This window comes from Streptomyces sp. NPDC005820, from assembly GCF_040630255.1.
Taxonomy (GTDB): domain Bacteria; phylum Actinomycetota; class Actinomycetes; order Streptomycetales; family Streptomycetaceae; genus Streptomyces.
Genome location: NZ_JBEXXE010000031.1, coordinates 38343 through 58248, shown reverse-complemented (window position 1 = coordinate 58248; position 19906 = coordinate 38343). Strand labels below are relative to the sequence as shown.

The 19906-nt window shown below is 72.8% G+C and carries 19 protein-coding genes; 5 read left to right on the top strand and 14 right to left on the bottom strand.

What is annotated here, in order from left to right:
• Nucleotides 1-15 precede the first annotated feature (15 nt).
• The 3 genes from ABZ464_RS33055 to ABZ464_RS33045 are packed head-to-tail and all read right to left on the bottom strand — an operon-like array spanning nucleotide 16 to nucleotide 3307.
• Entirely contained in the window at nucleotides 16-879 is an 864-nt protein-coding gene (locus tag ABZ464_RS33055; protein ID WP_359283090.1) for a DNA-formamidopyrimidine glycosylase family protein, read from the bottom strand.
• 22 nt (nucleotides 880-901) lie between these two features.
• Complete coding sequence (locus ABZ464_RS33050; protein WP_359283087.1) at nucleotides 902-2989, bottom strand: SpoIIE family protein phosphatase; 2088 nt, start codon at nucleotides 2987-2989, stop codon at nucleotides 902-904.
• A 54-nt stretch (nucleotides 2990-3043) separates the two neighbouring features.
• Nucleotides 3044-3307, bottom strand: a complete 264-nt coding sequence (locus ABZ464_RS33045) for a hypothetical protein (RefSeq protein ID WP_359283084.1) — start codon at nucleotides 3305-3307, stop codon at nucleotides 3044-3046.
• A 128-nt stretch (nucleotides 3308-3435) separates the two neighbouring features.
• Here ABZ464_RS33045 and ABZ464_RS33040 point away from each other — a divergent pair, with 128 nt between their 5' ends.
• Nucleotides 3436-4854 (top strand): lipase maturation factor family protein, encoded by a 1419-nt coding sequence (locus tag ABZ464_RS33040; protein ID WP_359283238.1) that lies wholly within the window; start codon nucleotides 3436-3438, stop codon nucleotides 4852-4854.
• Here the strand turns inward: ABZ464_RS33040 and ABZ464_RS33035 are convergent.
• From ABZ464_RS33035 to ABZ464_RS33015, 5 genes are read right to left on the bottom strand one after another with little or no spacing between them, the layout of a single operon-like run.
• On the bottom strand, nucleotides 4842-5666 hold the full coding sequence (locus ABZ464_RS33035; protein WP_359283082.1) for an amidohydrolase family protein: 825 nt from the start codon (nucleotides 5664-5666) through the stop codon (nucleotides 4842-4844). The two genes, ABZ464_RS33040 and ABZ464_RS33035, sit on opposite strands and share 13 nt — an antisense overlap.
• A complete protein-coding gene (locus ABZ464_RS33030; protein WP_359283079.1) occupies nucleotides 5663-5977 on the bottom strand; it encodes an L-rhamnose mutarotase in 315 nt (104 codons plus the stop codon). The genes ABZ464_RS33035 and ABZ464_RS33030 overlap by 4 nt, the downstream gene beginning before the upstream one ends.
• 10 nt (nucleotides 5978-5987) lie before the next feature.
• Nucleotides 5988-6956: an aldo/keto reductase gene (locus tag ABZ464_RS33025; protein ID WP_359283077.1), complete on the bottom strand. Its 969-nt coding sequence runs from the start codon at nucleotides 6954-6956 to the stop codon at nucleotides 5988-5990.
• Entirely contained in the window at nucleotides 6953-7711 is a 759-nt protein-coding gene (locus ABZ464_RS33020; RefSeq protein ID WP_359283074.1) for an SDR family oxidoreductase, read from the bottom strand. Before ABZ464_RS33020 ends, ABZ464_RS33025 begins: the two co-directional genes overlap by 4 nt.
• Nucleotides 7708-9081: an enolase C-terminal domain-like protein gene (locus ABZ464_RS33015; RefSeq protein WP_359283071.1), complete on the bottom strand. Its 1374-nt coding sequence runs from the start codon at nucleotides 9079-9081 to the stop codon at nucleotides 7708-7710. Before ABZ464_RS33015 ends, ABZ464_RS33020 begins: the two co-directional genes overlap by 4 nt.
• Before the next feature lie 187 nt (nucleotides 9082-9268).
• On the opposite strand from ABZ464_RS33015, the gene ABZ464_RS33010 reads away from it, so the two are divergent.
• Nucleotides 9269-9985 carry a FadR/GntR family transcriptional regulator gene (locus ABZ464_RS33010; RefSeq protein WP_359283069.1) on the top strand — a complete coding sequence of 239 codons (717 nt, stop codon included), beginning with the start codon at nucleotides 9269-9271 and terminating at the stop codon, nucleotides 9983-9985.
• 87 nt (nucleotides 9986-10072) lie between these two features.
• A complete protein-coding gene (locus tag ABZ464_RS33005; protein ID WP_359283066.1) occupies nucleotides 10073-11422 on the top strand; it encodes an amidase family protein in 1350 nt (449 codons plus the stop codon).
• Between the two features lie 88 nt (nucleotides 11423-11510).
• Here ABZ464_RS33005 and ABZ464_RS33000 read toward each other — a convergent pair whose 3' ends face one another.
• Nucleotides 11511-11684 carry a hypothetical protein gene (locus ABZ464_RS33000; RefSeq protein ID WP_107122162.1) on the bottom strand — a complete coding sequence of 58 codons (174 nt, stop codon included), beginning with the start codon at nucleotides 11682-11684 and terminating at the stop codon, nucleotides 11511-11513.
• 457 nt (nucleotides 11685-12141) lie between these two features.
• Here ABZ464_RS33000 and ABZ464_RS32995 point away from each other — a divergent pair, with 457 nt between their 5' ends.
• Nucleotides 12142-12585, top strand: a complete 444-nt coding sequence (locus ABZ464_RS32995) for a hypothetical protein (RefSeq protein ID WP_359283063.1) — start codon at nucleotides 12142-12144, stop codon at nucleotides 12583-12585.
• 25 nt (nucleotides 12586-12610) lie between these two features.
• Nucleotides 12611-13369: an SDR family oxidoreductase gene (locus ABZ464_RS32990; protein WP_359283061.1), complete on the top strand. Its 759-nt coding sequence runs from the start codon at nucleotides 12611-12613 to the stop codon at nucleotides 13367-13369.
• Nucleotides 13370-13445: 76 nt separating this feature from the next.
• On the opposite strand, the gene ABZ464_RS32985 is transcribed toward ABZ464_RS32990, so the two are convergent.
• The 5 genes from ABZ464_RS32985 to ABZ464_RS32965 all read right to left on the bottom strand — a co-directional run bounded on the left by ABZ464_RS32985 (nucleotide 13446) and on the right by ABZ464_RS32965 (nucleotide 19738).
• Complete coding sequence (locus ABZ464_RS32985) at nucleotides 13446-14939, bottom strand: SDR family NAD(P)-dependent oxidoreductase (RefSeq protein WP_359283059.1); 1494 nt, start codon at nucleotides 14937-14939, stop codon at nucleotides 13446-13448.
• A gap of 101 nt (nucleotides 14940-15040) precedes the next feature.
• Nucleotides 15041-16399, bottom strand: a complete 1359-nt coding sequence (locus ABZ464_RS32980) for a wax ester/triacylglycerol synthase family O-acyltransferase (protein WP_359283056.1) — start codon at nucleotides 16397-16399, stop codon at nucleotides 15041-15043.
• Between the two features lie 102 nt (nucleotides 16400-16501).
• Nucleotides 16502-17722: a glucose-1-phosphate adenylyltransferase gene (glgC, locus tag ABZ464_RS32975; RefSeq protein WP_359283054.1), complete on the bottom strand. Its 1221-nt coding sequence runs from the start codon at nucleotides 17720-17722 to the stop codon at nucleotides 16502-16504.
• A gap of 54 nt (nucleotides 17723-17776) precedes the next feature.
• Complete coding sequence (glgA, locus tag ABZ464_RS32970; protein WP_359283051.1) at nucleotides 17777-18949, bottom strand: glycogen synthase; 1173 nt, start codon at nucleotides 18947-18949, stop codon at nucleotides 17777-17779.
• Nucleotides 18950-18988: 39 nt separating this feature from the next.
• Nucleotides 18989-19738 (bottom strand): (2Fe-2S)-binding protein, encoded by a 750-nt coding sequence (locus tag ABZ464_RS32965; protein ID WP_359283049.1) that lies wholly within the window; start codon nucleotides 19736-19738, stop codon nucleotides 18989-18991.
• Nucleotides 19739-19906: the final 168 nt, after the last annotated feature.

Genomic DNA, 19906 nt, shown 5'->3' with positions numbered 1-19906 from the left:
TGTCGCCGCCCGGCGTCACTTCAGCAGCCGCGACAGCCGCCGGTCGGCGAGCGGCTTGCCGCCGGTCTGGCAGGTGGGGCAGTACTGGAGCGAGGAGTCGCTGAAGGAGACCTCGCGGATGGTGTCGCCGCACACCGGACAGGCCTGGCCGGTGCGGCCGTGGACCCGCAGCCCGCTCTTCTTCTCGGCCTTCAGCCGCCCGGCGGCCAGCCCCCGCGACCGCTCGACCGCCTCGGTGAGGGTGGTGCGCAGGGCCTCGTAGAGGGTGTGGATCTCCTGCGGGGTGAGGGAGGCGGCGAGTTTGAACGGGGACATCCGCGCCGCGTGCAGGATCTCGTCGCTGTAGGCGTTGCCGACGCCCGCGAGCAGGCCCTGGTCGCGCAACGCGCCCTTGAGCTGCCGTCGTTCGCCCGTGAGGAGCCCTGCGAGGCGGGGTTCGTCGAAGTCGTCGGCGAGTGGGTCGGGGCCCAGCCGGGCGACTCCGGGAACCCGCTGCGGGTCGTGGACGACGTACACCGCGAGCCGTTTCTGGGTGCCGGCCTCGGTGAGGTCGAAGCCCTCGCCCGTCTCCAGGGCGACCCGCAGCGCGAGGGGGCCCTTGCCGGGCTTGGGCAGTCCGTCGGGGAGGCGGTCCTTCCAGTGCAGCCAGCCGGCCCGGGCGAGGTGGGTGACGAGATGGAGGCCGGCGTCCGTCTCCAGGTCGAGGAACTTGCCGTACCGGCGCACCGCGGTGACCTCGTGCCCCTCGACCGCGGTGACGGGAGGGTCGTACGTCTTCAGGACGCTGATGGCGACCGGCAGGACGCGCACGATCTCATGACCGACGACGTGCTCCGTCAGGAAGTCCTTCAGCGCTTCGACCTCGGGAAGTTCCGGCATGGGTCCAGGGTGCCACGGGAGGTCAGTCGCGCTCGCGCACGACGAACTCGCACCACACGCACTTGCCGCCGCCGCGCGCCTCCACGCCCCACACGTCGGCGAGCAGGTCCACCAGGAGCAGCCCGCGTCCGGAGACGCCGTTCTCACCGGCCTCGCGGCGGCGCGGCAGGGCGCTGGAGGAGTCCTCGACCTCGACGCGCAGCCGCCGGCCGCCGCCGGTGAGGACCCGCAGGGTGACGATCGCGGCGCCCTCGGTGTGCATGAGGGCGTTGGTGATCAGTTCGTCGGCGATGAGTTCGATCTCGTCGGCGCGGTCGCGGGCGCCCCAGGCGCGCACGGCGGCCCGGATCATGTGCCGGGCCGCGGTGAGGGCCTCGGGGTCGCCGGGCGCGACATGCTGCTGGAGCCGTCCGCCGGTCTGCGGGGTGTCGAGTCCGCGCCGGCGCAGCAGGAGGAGCGCCACGTCGTCGTCCCCGCCGCGCTCCTCGGCGACGTCGATGAGCTGGTCGGCGAGTTTGCGGACGTCGTCGGGGCCGGCGGTGATGAGGGCGGCGAGGCCCCGCATGCCGTCGTCGAGGTCGGCGCCGGGCTGTTCGACGAGGCCGTCGGTGCACAGCAGCAGCGTGTGGCCGGGGTCGAGTTCGATGGTGCCGACCGGGTACTCGAGGCTGCCGAACTCGGCGGACAGCCCGAGCGGCAGCCCGCCGGGCACGTGGACGCGACGGCAGCTGCCGTCGGCGGCGCGCAGCAGGGGGTCGATGTGCCCGGCGCGGACCAGCTGGACGACGCCGGTGGACAGGTCGGCCTCGGCGTACAGGCAGGTGGCGAAGCGGTCGGTGTCGAGTTCGTGGAGGAAGACGGAGGCGCGGGCCATGACGGTGGCCGGGGTGTGGCCCTCGGCGGCGTAGGCCTTGAGGACGATGCGGAGCTGGCCCATGACGGCGGCGGCGTGCGTGTCGTGGCCCTGGACGTCGCCGATGACGGCGCCGACCCGGCCGCCGGGCAGTGGGATCAGGTCGTACCAGTCGCCGCCGATGTCCCGGCCGAGGGTGCCGCCGATGGTGGCGGCGCGGTAGCGGACGGCGACGTCGGCGCCGGGCACGCTGGGGATGGTGCGGGGCAGCATGGCCTGCTGGAGGCCCTGGGCGATGTCCTTCTCCTGCTCGTAGAACATCGCGCGCTGCAGGCTCTGGGCGATGCTGCTGCCGAGGGCGACGAGGATGTTGCGCTCCTCCTGGGTGAACCCCTCGCGGTTGCTGTAGAGCAGCCCCATGGCGCCGATCGGGCGGGCCTGGACGATCAGCGGGAGGTAGGCCGCCGAGGTGATCCTGAGGTCGGTGATGTGCGGCCACAGCACGGGGTAGCCGGCCGCGAACTCGTCCGCCGACTCGATGAAGCGGGGGGTGAGGGTGCTCACGACCTCGCTCATCGGGTACGGCTCGTCGATCCGGGTGACCAGGGTGCCGGGGACGAAGCTGCCCTCGGGGCCCTCGGCGACCAGCCGGATCCGCCCGGCCTCGACCAGGCCCATGACGAGGCTGGTGGCGCCGAGGTGGGTGAGGCCCTGGGTGTCCTTGAGGACGTCGATGACGTCCTGCACGGTCCGGGCGTGGGCGAGGGCGGCCGTGGTGAGCTGGACGACGTTGGTCTGCTCGCGGCGGGCGTCGTCGAGGGCGGCCGCCTCGTCGCGGGCGGCGAGGTCGCTCAGCTCGTCGGTGGCGTCGCGGACGATGCCGACGATCCGGCGGGGGCGGCCGGTGCCGTCGCGGCGGATGTAGCCCTGGGTGTGGGACCAGCGCAGGGTGCCGTCGCGCAGCCGCATCCGGAAGTAGGCGCCGTAGTTCTCGCTGCCGTCCTTGATGGCCTGGGAGACCAGCTCGTCCAGCCGGATGCCCTCGTTCGGCGGCACCCGGACCGCGAGGGAGGCGGGGTCGCCGTCGTATTCGTCGGGCCGCAGATCGAAGATCTCGTGGGCCCGGGCGTCCATGTGGAACAGCCCCGAGTCCAGGTCCCAGTCGAAGCTGCCCATGCGGTTGAGCGCCAGGATCGGATCCGGGTGGGCGGGCCAGTCGTCCGGGAGTGACAGGGCGCTCGCTCCCCGATCAACCATGGGGCCACCTTGCCAGGATTCGTCCGATTCTTCGACCGGGGACCGTACGGTGTCTCAGTCGAGGGCGACGCCGTCGACCAGCTCGGTGGTGTCGGACTCGTCGGGTCCGTCCGGGACCAGACCGCCGCCGTCGGGCAGGTCCGGGATCTCGGGGACGGTCTCGGGCCCGAGGTCCTCGGAGAGGTCCTGCCCCTCGGTCGCCGGGAGGACGACCCCGGTGTCCGGCGGGGTGCCGTTCTCCTCCGCGCCACTGCGGCCGGCCACGAGGAGCACCGCCGACAGGGCGCAGGCGGTGAGGGTCGCAACGGGTACTCGCACCTCTGCCTCCCGAAGGATCCGGATCATTCGTCCCCCATTGTCTGCTTCACTCACGTGGGTGACGCAAACGGAGGGACGGATCACGCCCCGTCACGATGGTCGGAACGAACGCGAAGGAGCGCACCGCCGTGGACTGGTTCACCGCCCCCGACTACTGGCTGAGCCGGCTGCTGTTCCAGCGGGCGCTGGCCGCTGTGTACCTGGTCGCGTTCCTGACGGCGGCCCTGCAGTTCCGTGCGCTGCTGGGCGAGCGCGGGATGCTGCCGGTCCCCCGTTACGTCGAGCGGGTGCCGTTCCGGGCGGCGCCCAGTCTGTTCCAGTGGCGTTACTCCGACCGGCTGTTCGCGGGCTGCGCCTGGGCGGGGTGCGCGGTGTCGGGGGCGCTGCTGGCGGGGCTCGACGGGCTGCTCCCGCTCTGGGCGGGGATGCTGCTGTGGCTGGTGCCGTGGGCGCTGTATCTGTCGATCGTGAACGTCGGCCAGACCTGGTACTCCTTCGGCTGGGAGTCGCTGCTGCTGGAGACCGGTTTCCTCGCGGTGTTCCTCGGCAACGACGAGGTGGACCCGCCGGTCGTGGTGCTCTTCCTGGTGCGCTGGCTGCTGTTCCGGGTGGAGTTCGGGGCGGGGCTGATCAAGATGCGGGGCGACGCCTGCTGGCGGAAGCTGACCTGCCTCTACCACCACCATGAGACCCAGCCGATGCCCGGCCCGCTGAGCTGGTTCTTCCACCGTCTGCCCCGGCCGCTGCACAAGGTGGAGGCCGCAGCCAACCACGTCACCCAACTCGTGGTGCCGTTCCTGCTGTTCACGCCCCAGCCGGTGGCCACGGCCGCCGCCGCCCTGATGATCCTGACCCAGCTGTGGCTGATCCTGTCGGGCAACTTCTCCTGGCTGAACTGGATCACGGTGGTCCTGGCCGTACCCGCGCTGGCCCTGCCCTCGGACCACCGGCGGCTGGCCGGCCCGCCGCTCTGGTACGAGGTGGTGGTCCTCGCCGCGGCGGCGCTGATCGTCGTCCTGAGCTACCACCCGGTGGTCAACATGCTCTCCCGCCGCCAGGTGATGAACCGCTCCTTCGACCCGCTGCACCTGGTCAACACCTACGGCGCGTTCGGCAGCGTCAGCCGGATCCGCTACGAGGTGGTGGTCGAGGGCACACGGGACGACGTACCGCGTGCGGACTCCGAGTGGCGGGAGTACGAGTTCAAGGGCAAGCCCGGCGATCCCCGGTACTGGCCGCGCCAGTTCGCCCCCTACCATCTGCGGCTGGACTGGCTGATGTGGTTCGCGGCGCTCTCCCCGGCGTACGCCGGACCGTGGTTCGGCGCGCTGGTGGAACGGCTGCTGGCGGAGGACCGCGACACGCTGAGACTGCTGCGCCGCTCGCCCTTCCCTCCCGGCGAGCCGCCGCGGTACGTCCGCGCCCGTCTCTTCCGCTACCGGTACACCACCTGGCGGGAGTTGCGGGAGACGGGCGCATGCTGGGACCGGACGTATGTGCGGGAGTATCTGCCGCCGACCCGGCTGGCGGCGGCTCAGAGGTCGTAGACGCGCCGGGCGGTCCTCTCGAGGAGCTGTCCGCGTTCGGCGGGGCTCACCAGCTCGGTCGTGACGGCGACGACCTCCTCGTACGGGGCCGCGAGTGTGCAGACCGGCCAGTCGGAGCCGAACATCAGCCGGTCCGGGCCGAAGGCGTCGAGGACGGTGTCGGCGTACGGGCGCAGGTCGTCCGCGGTCCGGTGGGCGGGGTCGGCCTCGGTGAGCAGGCCGGAGAGCTTGCAGACGGTGTTGGGCAGGGCGGCGAGGGCGCGGACGTCGGAGGCCCAGGGTTCCAGGGCGCCGGAGGCGACGGGGGGTTTGCCGAGGTGGTCGAGGACGAAGGTGAGCTGTGGCAGGGCGGCGGCGGCCCGCACACAGGCGGGCAGCTGGTGCGGAAGGACGACCAGGTCGTAGACCAGGCTCGCCGCTGCCACGGCGGCCAGGCCCCGCTGGACGTCCGGGCGCAGCAGCCAGCCGGGGTCGGGTTCGCCCTGGACCTGGTGCCGGATGCCCTTGAGATACCGGCCGCCGGGCAGGGCGCGCAGCCGGGCGAGTTCGCCGACGACGTCCGGGCGGGTGAGGTCGGTCCAGCCGACGACGCCCGCGATCAGCTCGTGCGCGGCGGCGAGGGCGAGGAACTCGGGGGTCTCCTCGGCCACGGTGACGGTCTGGACGAGGACCGTGCGGTCGACGCCGGCCGCGCGGGCCCCGGGTTCCAGGTCCGCGAGCGTGTAGTCGCGGCGCAGCGGGCTGCCCGCCTCGATCCAGTCCTGGTCCCGTACGGACAGGTCCCACACGTGGTGATGGGCGTCCACGGTCACGGCAGCTCCCATACGACGGGCAGGCCGGCGTCGGCGCCCTGGCCGGAGTAGTCGTGGACCACGTCGAGGAGGTCGGCCATCCGGGCCTGCCAGGCCACGTTGACCGGCAGCTGCTCCAGCTCGGCGAGGAGACGGGCGTAGTCCTCGCACTCCAGGAGGTGGAAGAGGTCGGTGCCGCTGCGCCAGATGGTCCAGGAAGAGGCGCCGGCGGCGCGGATGGCGTCGGTCAGCTCCTTCGGCACCTCGCGGTGGGCGGCCTCGTAGGCGTCGATCCGGTCGGCGCGGACCGTGGTGTGCAGGGCGACCCTCATGACGGCTCCCTCATGTCGGCTCCTCCGGCGGCAGCAGTCCGGTGTCCCTCAGCTCCTGCCAGAAGGCGGCGGGCACCGGGGTGGCGAACTGTTCGGCGCAGTCGTCGGCCTCCGCCGCCGAGCGGGCGCCGACGAGGACGCTGGCGACCGCCGGGTGGGCGGCGCAGTGGGCGAGGGCCGCGGCGCGCAGGGTGATGCCGTGCCGGTCGGCCACGGCCTTCATCCGCAGCGCCTTGTCGAGCAACTCGGGCGGCGCCGGGGCGTAGTTGTACGTGGCCGCGGGGCCGGGGTCGGCGAGCAGCCCGGAGTTGAAGGCGCCGCCGACGACGACGGACACGCCCCGTTCGACGGCCGCGGGCAGCAGCTCGGCGGCGGCGCGCTGGTCGAGCAGGGTGTGCCGGCCCGCGCAGAGCACCACGTCGACGTCCGTCTCGCGGACGAACCGGGTGAGCATCTCGGCCTGGTTCATACCGGCGCCGATGGCCCCCACCACGCCCTCGGAGCGCAGCTTCTCCAGCGCGGGGTAACCCTCGCGGAAGGCCTGTTCGGCGTGGTCGTCGGGGTCGTGCAGATAGACGACGTCGACGCGGTCGAGGCCGAGGCGTTCGAGGGAGGCGTCCAGGGAGCGCCGTACGCCGTCGGCGCTGAAGTCCCAGACGCGGCGGTGGGTGGCGGGCACGGCGAAACCGTGGGCGAGGTCGTCGCCGCCGTCCGGGGAGGGCTCCAGCAGGCGGCCCACCTTGGTCGAGACCGTGTACGCGGAGCGCGGGTGCTCGCGCAGGGCCGCGCCGAGGCGGCGTTCGGACAGGCCCAGTCCGTAGTGCGGTGCGGTGTCGAAGTAGCGCACACCGTGGCGCCAGGCCGCGGCGACGGTGTCGTACGCCTGTTCCTCGGTGACCTCGGTGAAGAGGCCCGCGAGGGGTGCGGCGCCGAGTGCCAGGCCGGTGACCTGGACGGGGCTGCGGCCGAGGGCGTTCATCGGGTCGCCGCCGGGCGCAGTCGCAGGCCCTGCATGCCGCCGTCCACGGCGAGGGAGGTGCCGGTGGTGGCGCCGGAGAGGGGGCTCGCGAGGTAGGCGATGGCCCCGGCGACCTCGGCGGCGCTGACCAGGCGGCCGGTGGGCTGGCGGGCCTCCAGGGCGGCGCGTTCGGCGGCCGGGTCGTCGGCCGCGTCCAGCAGCCGGCCGATCCACGGGGTGTCGGCGGTGCCGGGGTTGACGCAGTTGACCCGGATGCCCTCGCGGAGGTGGTCGGCGGCCATGGCGAGGGTGAGCGAGAGGACGGCCCCCTTGGTGGCGCTGTAGAGCGCCCGTTGGGGCAGCCCGGCGGTGGCGGCGATGGAGCAGGTGTTGACGATCGCGGCGTGTTCCGACTGCCGGAGGTGGGGCAGGGCGGCGCGGGCCACCCGGACCATGCCGATCACGTTGACGTCGAGGACGCGGTGCCATTCGGCGTCGTCGTTGTCCTCGACGGTGCCCTGGGCGCCGATCCCCGCGTTGTTGACCAGGACGTCCAGGCCGCCGAGCTCGGCGACGGCCGCCGCGACCGCCGCGCGCACGGAGGTGTCGTCGGTGACGTCGGCGCGGTGGGCGAGGAGGGGCTTGTCGACGCCGGAGGGGTCCAGGTCGAGGACGGCGACCCGGGCGCCGCGCTCGGCCAGCAGCTCGGCGGTGGCCCGGCCGATGCCGGACGCGCCGCCGGTCACCAGGGCGCTCAGCCCTTCGAAGTCGCTCACGCCACGCTCTCCTTCCGTCCTGCGGGACCCTCGTCGGCGGGGTCCCGGCCCGCGAGGTCGGCGGCCCAGAAGGTGCCGCCCGGATAGATGTACCGCGCCATGGACTCGGGCCGCATGGCCGCCGAGAAGCCGGGTGCGGTGGGTGCCGTGTAGTGACCGTCGCGGATCACCACCGGGTCGAGGAAGTGGTCGTGCAGATGGTCGACGTACTCGATGACGCGGTCCTCGGTGGTGCCGGTGAGGGCGACGTAGTCGAACATCGACAGGTGCTGGACGAGTTCGCACAGGCCGACGCCGCCCGCGTGCGGGCAGACGGGGACGCCGAACTTGGCGGCGAGCAGCAGGATCGCGAGGTTCTCGTTGACGCCGCCGACGCGGGCGGCGTCGAGCTGGAGGACGTCGAGGGCGCCCGTCTGGAGGAGCTGTTTGAAGACGACGCGGTTCTGGACGTGCTCACCGGTGGCCACCTTGACCGGGGCGACGGCCCGGCGGACGGCGGCGTGGCCGAGGATGTCGTCGGGGCTGGTGGGTTCCTCGATCCAGTAGGGGTCGAACTCGGCGAGGGCGCGGGTCCAGCGGATCGCCTCGTCGACGTCCCAGCGCTGGTTGGCGTCGATCGCGAGCCGGATGCCGGGGCCGACGGCGGCGCGGGCGGCACGGCAGCGCCGTACGTCGTCGGCGAGGTCGGCTCCGACCTTCAGCTTGATCTGCCGGAAGCCGTCGGCGACGGCCCGGACGGCGAGCCGGGTCAGCTTCTCGTCGTCGTAGCCGAGCCAGCCGGCGGAGGTGGTGTAGGCGGGGTAGCCGCGTTCCAGCAGGTGCGCGGTGCGCCCGGCGGCGCCTTCCCTGCCGCGCACCAGCAGGGCGAGGGCCTCGTCGGGGGTGAGGGCGTCGGTGAGGTAGCGGAAGTCGATCTGGCTCACGAGCCAGGCGGGGTCGGCCTCGGCGAGGAGCCGCCACAGCGGCTTGTCGGCGCGTTTGGCGGCGAGGTCCCAGGCGGCGTTGACGACCGCGCCGATCGCCATGTGCATCACGCCCTTCTCGGGGCCGAGCCAGCGCAGCTGGCTGTCGCCGATCAGGTCGCGGCTGAGGGTGCCGGGGTCGGCGCAGAGCTCGTCGACGGACCGGCCGACCACGTGTCCGCGCAGGGCCTCGATGGCGGCGACCTGCACCTCGTTGCCCCGGCCGATGGTGAAGGTGAAGCCGTGCCCCTCGTGGCCGTCGGCGGCGTCGGTGCGCAGCACGACATAGGCGGCCGAGTAGTCGGGGTCCGGGTTCATCGCGTCGGAGCCGTCGAGCTCGCGCGAGGTGGGGAAGCGGATGTCGTGGGTCTCGACCGCGGTGACGCGGGCGGTGGTCGGCGGCGCCATCGGCCGGCTCCTCATCTGGCGTGCTCACTGCGACAGCATCTGATGTGCTTCGTGCGACAGCCGCATATTTATCAGACCACTTCGCTCCCGCAACAGCCCCCGACCGGGTTCAAGCGGCGGTATTGACCCAAGTGGTCCGACCACATCGGTGGCTAGACTGCGCGCACCGGCGAGGAGGAGAGAGCACGTGGAAGAGCCGCGGCAGGGCGGGAGCGCCGCCCCCAAGGGCACGGTGACGCAGCGCGCCATCGAGCGGATCAAGGCGATGATCGGCGAGGGGCTGCTGGAGCCGGGCCAGCGGCTGCCGACCGAGCGTGATCTCGCGGCCCAGCTGGGCATCTCCCGCAGTTCGATGCGGGAGGCGATCCGGGCGCTGACGGTCCTCGGGGTGCTGGAGGCGCGGCACGGCTCGGGGATCTACGTCACCCAGCTCCAGGCCGGTGATCTGCTGGAGACGTTCGGGGTGGTCGCCGATCTCTCGCGCGGGCCGCGTCTGGTGGAGCTGCTGGAGGTGCGGCGGATCCTGGAGTCGACGGCGACCGCGCTGGCCGCCGCCCGGATCACCCCCGCGCAACTGGCAGCGGTGGAAGGTCACTTGACGGCGATGAACGCCACCGAGGACCCGGAGGAGATCCTCGCGCACGATCTCGCCTTCCACCGGGCGATCGCCGAGGCCGCGGGCAACGAGACGATGGCGGCGATCCTGGAGGGCCTGTCCTCGCGGACGTTCCGGGCCCGGGTCTGGCGCGGCTACCGCGAGGAGGGCGCGTTCGACCGCACCCGGCGCGAGCACGCCGCGATCCACCGAGCCCTCGCCGCGCACGATCCGGAGGCGGCCCGCGCGGCGGCGGCCGCGCATGTCGGCGAGGTGGAGGAGTGGCTCCGGGCGCAGGTGGGTTCCTGACCGATTCCCCGGCGGCCTCTCGACGCGGGCCGCCCGGCCGGGCATGGTTTCTCCCTACGTACTCACCAGTAGCACCAAGGAGTCGCCGTGACCACCTGGGTCGGCCGGACCGCCGTCGAGATCGCCGCCGCCGTGCGGGAGAAGCGGGTCACCCCGCGGGAGGTGGTGGCGGAGCACCTCGCGCGGATCGAACGCCTCGACGGCCGGATCGGGGCGTTCCGGGTGGTGCGGGCCGAGGCCGCCCTGGCCGAGGCCGACGAGGTGGCGGCCCGCCCGGAGGCGGCCGAACTGCCGCTGGCGGGGGTGCCGGTGGCGATAAAGGACAATCTGCCGGTGCGGGGCGAGTCGACGCGGGTCGGCTCGGCCGCGACCCCGGACACCGCGGCCGACGCCGACCATGTGACCGTGGCCCGGCTGCGGGAGGCCGGTGCGGTGGTCGTGGGCCTGACGAACGTGCCGGAGCTGTGTGTCTTCGGCACCACCGAGGGCGTGCACGGCACGGCCCGCAACCCCTGGGACACCTCACGCACGGCGGGCGGCTCGTCCGGTGGCAGCGCCGCCGCGGTGGCCGCCGCGATGGTGCCGATCGCGCTCGGCAACGACGGCATGGGCTCACTGCGGATACCCGCCGCCAACTGCGGTCTGGTGACCATCAAGCCGGGGCACGGGGTGGTGCCGGCGGGCATCGGCGACGGTGACTGGTTCGGGATGTCGGAGAACGGCCCGCTGGCCACGACGGTCGAGGACGCCCGGCTGATGCTGTCGGTCCTGGCGGACGACACGGGGGCCGTACGGCAGGACGGCGAGCCCGGCGCGCTGCGGATCGCGGTGTCGGTGCGCAGCCCGCTCGCCGGGGTCACGGTGAGCGCCCCGTACGCGGGCGCGGCGCGGGACGCGGCCGGGGTGCTGATGAAGGCGGGCCATCAGGTACGGCGGGCCGACCCGAGCTTCCCGCTGTCGCTGGGCGTGACCTCGCTGGCCCACTGGACGGCGGGCACGGCGGTGGACGCGGCGAATCTGGACGCCCGGCTGCTGACCCGCCGCACCCGGGTGCACGCCGCGCTCGGCCGGCGCTTTGTGAACGGGGTGCGGGGCGGCTCGGCGCGGGAGGAGCTGCGCCGGCGCCTGGAGCCGTTCTTCGAGGAGTACGACGTCCTGCTCACGCCGGCCCTGGCGCGGCGTTCGCCGAGGTCGGAGCCCTGGCACGAGCGGGGCTGGTTGCGCAATGTGCTGGTCAACACGAACTACTCGCCGCTCACGCCGCCGTGGAACCTGACCGGGTGGCCCGCGATGGCGGTGCCGTTCGGTGTGCTGCCGTCGGGGGCGCCGGCCGCCGTACAGCTGGTGGGGCGGCCGGGTTCCGAGGCGGAACTGCTGCGGGTCGCGGAGCAGTTGGAGGGGCTGCGTCCGTGGCGGCGGACGGCGCCGCTCGACTGAGCGCGCGCGGCGCTGCGGCCGCATGGGCGTGGCCCGCGCAGGGCCGTACCCATGCGGTCGAAGGATCGCGAGGGGTGGGCCGGGCGGCTCAGTCCACGCTGGGCAGGATGTGGTCCTCGGCGAGGTCGTCCTCGTAGCCGGCCAGGCGGATCGGGGCGGAGCGCGCCCACACGTCGAGGCTGCCGATCTCCCCGGGCCTGCGGCCGGCGCGCTCCGTGCGTTCCTTGGGGCGTTGATCGCGATTCGTCTTCTCCGGTGTCACCGCGCACTCCTTTTGTGTCGGGTCACCCTCGGGGCGTGCCGGCCACTCTGCGGTCCGGCGCTGAACGCTCCCTGGGGTCGGGCTGGAGTCGGTGGCGACGCGGTGGTGCCGGTGACTCCTAGGAGAGCTGGCCGTGGTGAACCGGCTTGTCCCAGACGGACGGTGGGTGTGGGTGGCACTCCGTCCTGCTGTCCGTCCGATACAGCCTAACCAAATGAGCGGGGTGCCGCTCGATAGCGCTGAAAATTTGGGGTAACCATGGCGTGTCACCCACGGGTCCGCATAGGTGAATTGAACACTTTTCGATGGTTTCGCACCTGTCGAGTTCACCCGTCCGGCGTATATCGCTCCATCCGGGCGACCCTCGCCGCGTCGTTCAAGTGCCGTTCGCCCGGTCGCAAGCCCGCCATGATCTGCTGAGGTACCGAACGGCTGTCTCGCGGGAGGACCGACGCGCATGGAGCTGCGCAGCGTCGAGGAGCTGATGGACCTGCTGTACGCGTGCCGGGGTGTGGCCGAGTCCCCGGGCGGTCCGGCCCATGGGGTCGACCTGCACGACCACGCGCTGCAGACGGCCGCGCTGCTGCGCCGAAGTCGCCCCGCGGACAAGGAACTCCAGCTGACCGGCCTGGTCCACCCCATCGGCCACCTCCTGCGCCCCGCCGACCCCGCCGGCCGCGCCGAGCGCACGGCGGAGGCCGTCCGCCCCCTGCTCGGCCCCCGCGTGGCCCATCTGCTCCGGCTGCACCCCTGGCGCGGCGGCGACGACGACCTGGCCCGCCTCCACCAGGCCGACGAGGACGGCCGCTCCCCCGACGTCGACGCGGGGGTCCTGGAGGACTGGCGCACGGTCCTGGAACTGATCGCGGCCCGCAACTCCCCTCTCGGGGCTGTCGATTGAGCGCACGCCGTGAGACCGTACCCCGATGACCTCGTCGCACGGCTTGCACGGCAGGGCCGCCGTCGTCACGGGCGCCACCCGGGGCATCGGCCGGGCGGTGGCACGCGCTCTGGCGGAGGCGGGGGCGCATGTGTGCGTGAGCGCCCGGAACCCCGGCGAGGTCGGCGACACCGCCCGTGAGGTGGGCGGCGTGGGCCTCGCGGGAAGCGTCGCGGACCCCGGACACCCGGAGGCGCTCACCGACCTGTGCCTGCGCACGTTCGGCCGCCTGGACGTCCTGGTCAACAACGCGGCGACGAACCAGCCGTACGGCCCCCTCATGGACGCCGACCCGGCCCTCTGGCGCGAGGCCTTCACCGTCAACGTCGAGGCTCCGTTACGACTCGTGCAGTGCGCCTGGCACGGCTGGATGCGCGAGCACGGCGGAACCGTGATCAACATCTGCACGGAGGGCGCGGGCCACGTGGGCCCCGGCGTCGGCGCCTACGGCACCAGCAAGGCGGCCCTCCTCCACCTCACCCAACAGCTGGCGGGTGAACTCGGCCCGGCGGTCCGGGTCAACTCGATCTCCCCGGGCCTGGTACGGACGGAGATGGCACGGTTCGTGTGGGAACCGAAGGAGGGGGCCATCGCAGCGGATCTCCCCCTGGGCCGAATCGGCGAGCCGGAGGACGTGGCGCAGGCCGTCCTGTGGCTGTGTTCGGATGCGGCTCAGTGGATCACCGGCGCCGACCTCCTGGTGGACGGCGGCACCCGGGTAAGGGCGGCACGCAGCGCAACCTGAAGGGGCGCGGGGCTGTGACATATGCGGCTCCGCCGCGTGGGCGCGACCAGCCCCCACGCACCCGCACCCGCAGAACTCACCACTTACCCGGCGAATAATCCTTCAGGAAGACCCCGTACACATCCTCGCCGGCCTCACCCCGCACCACCGGGTCGTACACCCGGGCCGCCCCGTCGACGAGATCCAACGGCGCGTGGAACCCCTCCTCCGCCAGCCGCAGCTTGTCGAAGTGCGGCCGCTCGTCGGTGATCCACCCGGTGTCGACGGAGGTCATCAGGATCCCGTCGGTCTGGAACATCTCCTGCGCGCTGGTCCGCGTGACCATGTTCATCGCGGCCTTGGCGGCATTGGTGTTCGGGTGCCCCGCGCCCTTGTAGCCACGGCCGAAGACCCCCTCCATCGCGGACACGTTCACGACGTACGACCGCCCGCTCGCCGCCCGCCGGGCCGCCTCGGCCATCGCCGGCCGCAGCTTGCTGATCAGGATGAACGGCGAGGTGTAGTTGCACAGCTGGGTCTCCAGCAGCTCCACCGGGGAGATCTGCTCGATGGTCTGCACCCAGGTGTTGCTGTCGACGACGTCGGGGACGAGTCCGCCCGCGTCGATGGCGGTGCCGTCCAGGTGCCGGGCGACGCTGGCGTTGCCCGCGACCAGGGCGAGGTCGGCGACCTTCTGCGCGTCCAGACCGCTGGTGCCGAGGGGCAGCGCGGCCAGCCCGTCGACCGCGCCGGAGTTGAAGGCGCCGATGACGTGGTGGGCGGGCAGCTCACCGGCGGGCAGCGGGGCGCTCTCGCCGTCGACCAGCGCGGCGTAGGCCGTGGGCAGGCGCCGTACGGTCTGCGTGGCGTTGTTGACCAGGACGTCCAGCGGACCCGCCTCGGCGACCTGCTCGGCGAGGGCCACGGCCTGCGCCGGGTCGCGCAGGTCGATGCCGACGACCTCCAGCCGGTGGATCCAGTCGGCGGAGTCGTCCATGGCCTTGAAGCGGCGGATGGCGTCCTTGGGGAAGCGCGTGGTGATGGTGGTGTGCGCGCCGTCGCGCAGCAGCCGGAGCGCGATGTACATGCCGATCTTGGCGCGGCCGCCGGTGAGCAGGGCCCGCTTGCCGGTGAGGTCGGCGCGGGCGTCGCGCTTGTCACGGTTCAGCCGGGCGCAGTCCGGACAGAGCTGGTGGTAGAAGTAGTCGACCTCGACGTACCGGGTCTTGCAGGTGTAGCAGGAGCGCGGGCGCTGGAGTATCCCGGCGATCCGGCCCGCCTCGGTGACGGACGACGGCAGGATGCCCTCGGTCTCGTCGTCGATGCGCTGCGCGGAGCCGGTCGCGGTGGCCTCGGTGACCGCCTTGTCGTGGGCCGTCTTGGAGGCCCGGCGCTCCTGGCGGCGGCGCTGCTTCACCGTGCGGTAGACGCCGGCGGTGGCCCGGCGCACGGCGATCGCGTCCGGGTGGTCGACCTCCAGCTTGTCGAGTTCCTCGAGCACACCGAGGCAGACGGCCAGCCGCTCGGGGTCGATGCCGGGGCCGTAGGCCATCTCCTCGGTGGCGGCCGAGCCGTCCTCTGTCACCGTCATCGCGCTGCTGTTCCCTGCTGAGAAGTGCGGCGCTCCGACCGCGCCCGCTTTCGAACGGGGAAGTCTACGGAGCGCCGGGCCTCTCCTCCAAACCCGTTCCGTCAGGAACCGCAGGCCGTGATGAGTGTCTCCACCTCGGCGGTCAGCGCGTGCGCGAACCGGTCGAGGTCGGGGACCGCCTCACCGTCGGCGACCAGGCCGTAGTGGACCCGGCCGCGGTACGTCGAGACGGCGACCGCCAACGACTGGCCGCGGGCCAGCGGGGCGTACGGGAACACCTCGGTGACCGGGTTGCCGCCCAGCTTCAGACCGAGGCTGGGCAGCGGGACGCTGGTGACGAGGATGTCGAACCAGAGCCGGGCGGCCTGGCTGACCAGGGGGCCGCCGAGCCGGTGGCCGAGCGCCGGGACATGGTCGGCGAGCAGGGCGACGGCGCCCGCGCCCCGGCCGGGTCCGGCGTCCTTGTTGGCGTCCATGGCGGTGCGGACCTGGGCGAGCCGGCCGAGCGGGTCGGGGTCGTCGACCGGAAGCCGTATCAGGTACCCGGAGAGCCGGTTGCCCTGCGGGTGCGCGGTGCGCGGGCGGCGCTTGGAGACGGGGATCAGCGCCCGGGGGCGTACGCCCTCGCTGCCGTCGCCGCGCTCGTCCAGCCAGCTGCGCAGGGCGCCGGCCACCACGGCGATCAGGACGTCGTTGACGGTGCCGCCGACGACCTTGCGGACACGGTGCACGTCGTCGAGGTCGAGGACCACCCCGGCGGTGCGGCGGGTGCCGGTGGGCGCGGCGGCGAGCGCCGGGGTGGACCGTACGCCCAGCCTCGACACGGCGACGGAGGCGCCGATGTCGAGGGCGCGCCCCACGTCGGAGACGGCGCCGCGCAGCAGCCCGGGGAGTCTGCGCACGTCGGGGATCAGGCCCCGGGCGGGCTCGGCGGGGCGGGGCCGGGCCGCGGGGACGTCCATGGGGTCCAGGACGGCGGCGGCGAGCGTGAGGGCGCGCAGTCCGTCGGCGAGGGCGTGGTGGAACTTGAACAGCACGGCGAAGGACAGGCCGTCCTCGCCCGGCAGGACGTGCGCCTCCCAGGGCGGGCGGTCGCGCTCCAGGGGGCGTTCCATGAGCCGGCCGGCCGCGGTCTGGAAGTCGGCCGTGGAGGCGTGCAGCCGGACGTGCCGGAGGGGATCGAAGTCCGGGTCGGTCTCGCGCACGGCACCGCCTATGGCGAGCGGGCGGCGCAGGTCGAGCGGCAGGACGGGGTCGAAGGGCCGCCACACGTCCCGGATCCGCATGCGCAGCCCGGGGACGGCCGCCGCCCGGGCCGCGAGCAGGTCGGCCGCGTGGGCGCCGGCGGTGGGCGACTCCGCGGTGAAGACCCCGAGGGCGCCGAGGTGCATCGGGTGCTCGGGGGACTCGATGTTCCAGAACGCCAGGTCGAGCGGTGCCAGGAGATCATCAGCAGACAAGGGCTTGCCTCGCGTCGACGACGGGTGAGGCAGCAGTCAACCCCTTGGAGGTGATTACGGTCAAGCATGTTCAGGCTACGCACAGTTAACAGGTGATTAAGTTCATGACACCTGCTGTCCCTTCCCGAGTCCGATGACCCCGTTCTCGGACACGGTGTACAGCTCTCCGTCGCGCTCGGGGTTGACCCCGATGGTCGCGCCCGGCGGGACCTCCACGTTCTTGTCCAGGACCGCGCCGCGCACCACCGCGCCCCGGCCGATGTGGACGTTGTCGTGCAGGATCGAGCCCTGGACGACCGCGCCCGGGTCGACCCGGACACCCGGCGAGAGCACGGACCGGGTGACCTGGCCGCGGATCAGGCAGCCCGCACTGATGATCGACTCGCTGGCCATGCCGCCGGCGTTGAAGCGGGCCGGGGAGAGCTGGTTGGAGTGGGTGTAGATGGGCCAGCTGCGGTTGTAGAGGTTGAAGGCGGGGCGCTCGGCGATCAGGTCCATATGGGCGTCGTAGTACGCGTCGAGCGTGCCGACGTCGCGCCAGTAGCCCTGGTCGCGGGTGGTCTCGCCGGGGACGTGGTTGGCGCTGAAGTCGTACAGCTGGGCCTCGCCCCGCCGGGTGAGCTGGGGCAGGATCGAGCCGCCCATGTCGTGCACGGAGTCCTCCTCCTCGGCGTCCCGCTGGAGCGCCTCGATGAGGGCCTTGGTGGTGAAGAGGTAGTTGCCCATCGAGGCGAACACGGTCTCGGGGTCGTCCCGGAGGCCGGGCGGGTCGGCGGGCTTCTCCAGGAAGTTCTCGATCGTCTGGCCGTCCGAGCCGGGGGTGATCACCCCGAAGGAGGACGACTCGCTGCGCGGCACCCGGATCCCGGCCACCGTGGCCCCGGCGCCGCTGTCGATGTGCTGGGTGAGCATCTGGCGGGGGTCCATGCGGTAGACGTGGTCGGCGCCGAAGACCGCGACGTACTCGGGCCGCTCGTCGTAGACCAGGTTCAGCGACTGCAGGATCGCGTCGGCGCTGCCCAGGTACCAGCGCTTGCCGAGGCGCTGCTGGGCGGGCACCGGGGTGACGTAGTTGCCGAGCAGGCTGGACATCCGCCAGGTGGTGGTGATGTGCCGGTCCAGCGAGTGCGACTTGTACTGCGTGAGCACGCAGATGCGCAGGATGTCGGCGTTGACGAGGTTGGACAGCACGAAGTCGACGAGCCGGTAGGTGCCGCCGAACGTGACGGCCGGTTTGGCACGGTCCGCGGTCAGGGGCATCAGGCGCTTGCCCTCGCCGCCCGCCAGCACGATGCCGAGCACAGAAGGTCCACCACGACGCATTGGCCGCTCCCCTCACCCTGGTTGGAACCCATGGATGCCCCGCCGCGGGGCCCGCTACGCCTGTTTGACGATCTCCTCGTACAGCCGGACGGTCCGCCGGGCCACCGCGTCCCAGCCGAACTCGTCCACCGCGCGTTCCCGCCCGGCTTCACCCATCCGGCGCCCGGCACCCGGATCCCCGAGGACCGCGTCCAGCGCCCGGGCGAGCCCGGCCTCGAACACGGCGTCCTCCTCGTCGACCGGTACGAGGAGGCCGGTCACCCCGTCCTCGACGACCTCCGGTATCCCGCCGACCCGGGAGGCGACCACGGGGGTGCCGCAGGCCATCGCCTCCAGATTGACGATGCCGAGGGGCTCGTACACGGAAGGGCAGACGAACACGGCCGCGTGGGTGAGGAGTTGGATCACCTCGGGGCGCGGGAGCATACGCGGGATCCAGTGCACGCCGTCGCGGGCGCGGCCCAGTTCGGCGAACAGGTCGCGGAACTCCTGTTCTATCTCCGGGGTGTCGGGTGCGCCCGCGCAGAGCACGACCTGGGCGGCGGGGTCGATGTCCCGTACCGCGCGCAGGAGATGGGGCACGCCCTTCTGGCGGGTGATGCGGCCGACGAACAGCACGTAGGGGCGGTCCGGGTCCAGGCCGATCCTGGCCAGGGCGTCGGTGCCGTGATCCGGGCGGTACAGGCCGGTGTCGATGCCGTTGTGCACGACGTGCACCCGCTCCGGGGCGAGCGCGGGATAGCAGGTGAGGATGTCCTCGCGCATCGCGGCCGATACGGCGACCACCGCGTCGGCGGCCTCCAGCGCGGTCCGCTCGGCCCAGCTCGACAGGGCGTAGCCGCCGCCGAGTTGCTCGGCCTTCCAGGGGCGCAGGGGCTCCAGCGAGTGCGCGGTCACCACGTGCGGGACGCCGTACAGCTCCTTGGCGAGATGACCGGCGAGGTTGGCGTACCAGGTGTGGGAGTGGACGAGTTCACGGCCTTCCAGGGCGGCGGCCATGGCGAGGTCCACGGAGAAGGTGCGCAGCGCGTCGTTGGCGTCGTCGAGCACGGACCAGGGGCGGTGGCGCTGGACGCCCTCCGCGCGCTCCCTCAGGGAGCTCTCGCCCCAGCAGTGCACGTCGAGGTCGACGAGCCGCTGCAACTCCCGGGCGAGGAACTCGACATGGACGCCCGCGCCGCCGTACACGTCCGGGGGGTACTCCCGGGTCAGCAGTCCCACACGCACCCGGAACCCCCCATTCTCAACGGCTGGTTCCCCTCATGGTCACCCAGACGGGGCGCGCGGGGAAGAGCGCGGGGGTCGTGTGAAGCAACAGTCGCCGCACACTCCGCCGCCGGGCACCCGGTAGTAGAGACAGCAACTGCGGCGGCGGAAGGCGGTGCCGGCCGGGGTGTCGGTGCGGACGCCGGTGTCCGCGAGGAGGGGGTGGGTGAACAGGTCGGCGGTGAGGGCACGCGCGCGTGCGGCGGTCCCGGGCCGGCCCTGTGTGCGCGCCCAGTGCTCCAGCTGCCGGGCGGCTCCGGCCAGGGCGGAGGCGGCGTTGCCCCGCAGCAGGCCGGGCGCGACGGGGTGGTGGGCGCGCAGGGCCGCCGACAGCGGGGCGAGATGACCGTCCAGTACGGCGGCGGCGAGGGTCGCGGCGTCGCCGGGCAGGGCCCTGACCTCGGTCAGCCACAGGTCGTCGGGGGCGCTGCCGTCCGGGTCCCAGCGGATGAGCCGCGGATCCAGGTCGGGGATCGCGCCGTACAGCGCGGCACAGCCCAGGGCCGCCGACCACAGCCGGGCGGCGAGCCCCTGCTGGGCCACGGAGGCCCCGATCCGCTCCTCGGGGGCCCGCAGCGCCCGGCTCACCTTGCGGACACGGAAAGTCAGGGGATTTCCGTAAACATCCGACGACTCGTTCGCGTAGGTCCGTGCGAGGGTCGGCAGCGGGCGGGGCGGTTCTCCGGCCACGCGTAGGAGGAAGAAGCCGCCGAGCGGGCGCAGCGCGGCGAGTTGGGGGTCGAGGTCCACGAAGTGCAGTAGTACCAAGGGGCTCGGGGGCCGCGATCAGGGGGATCCCCGATGCGTCACCCGTCTGAGGGAGGACCGTGGTCCCTTCGTACTCCATCGGCAGTAGGACTCATTGAGTGCTCAGGTACGACGACGGGAACAGATCGACAAGGCATCGTGTTGGGTATG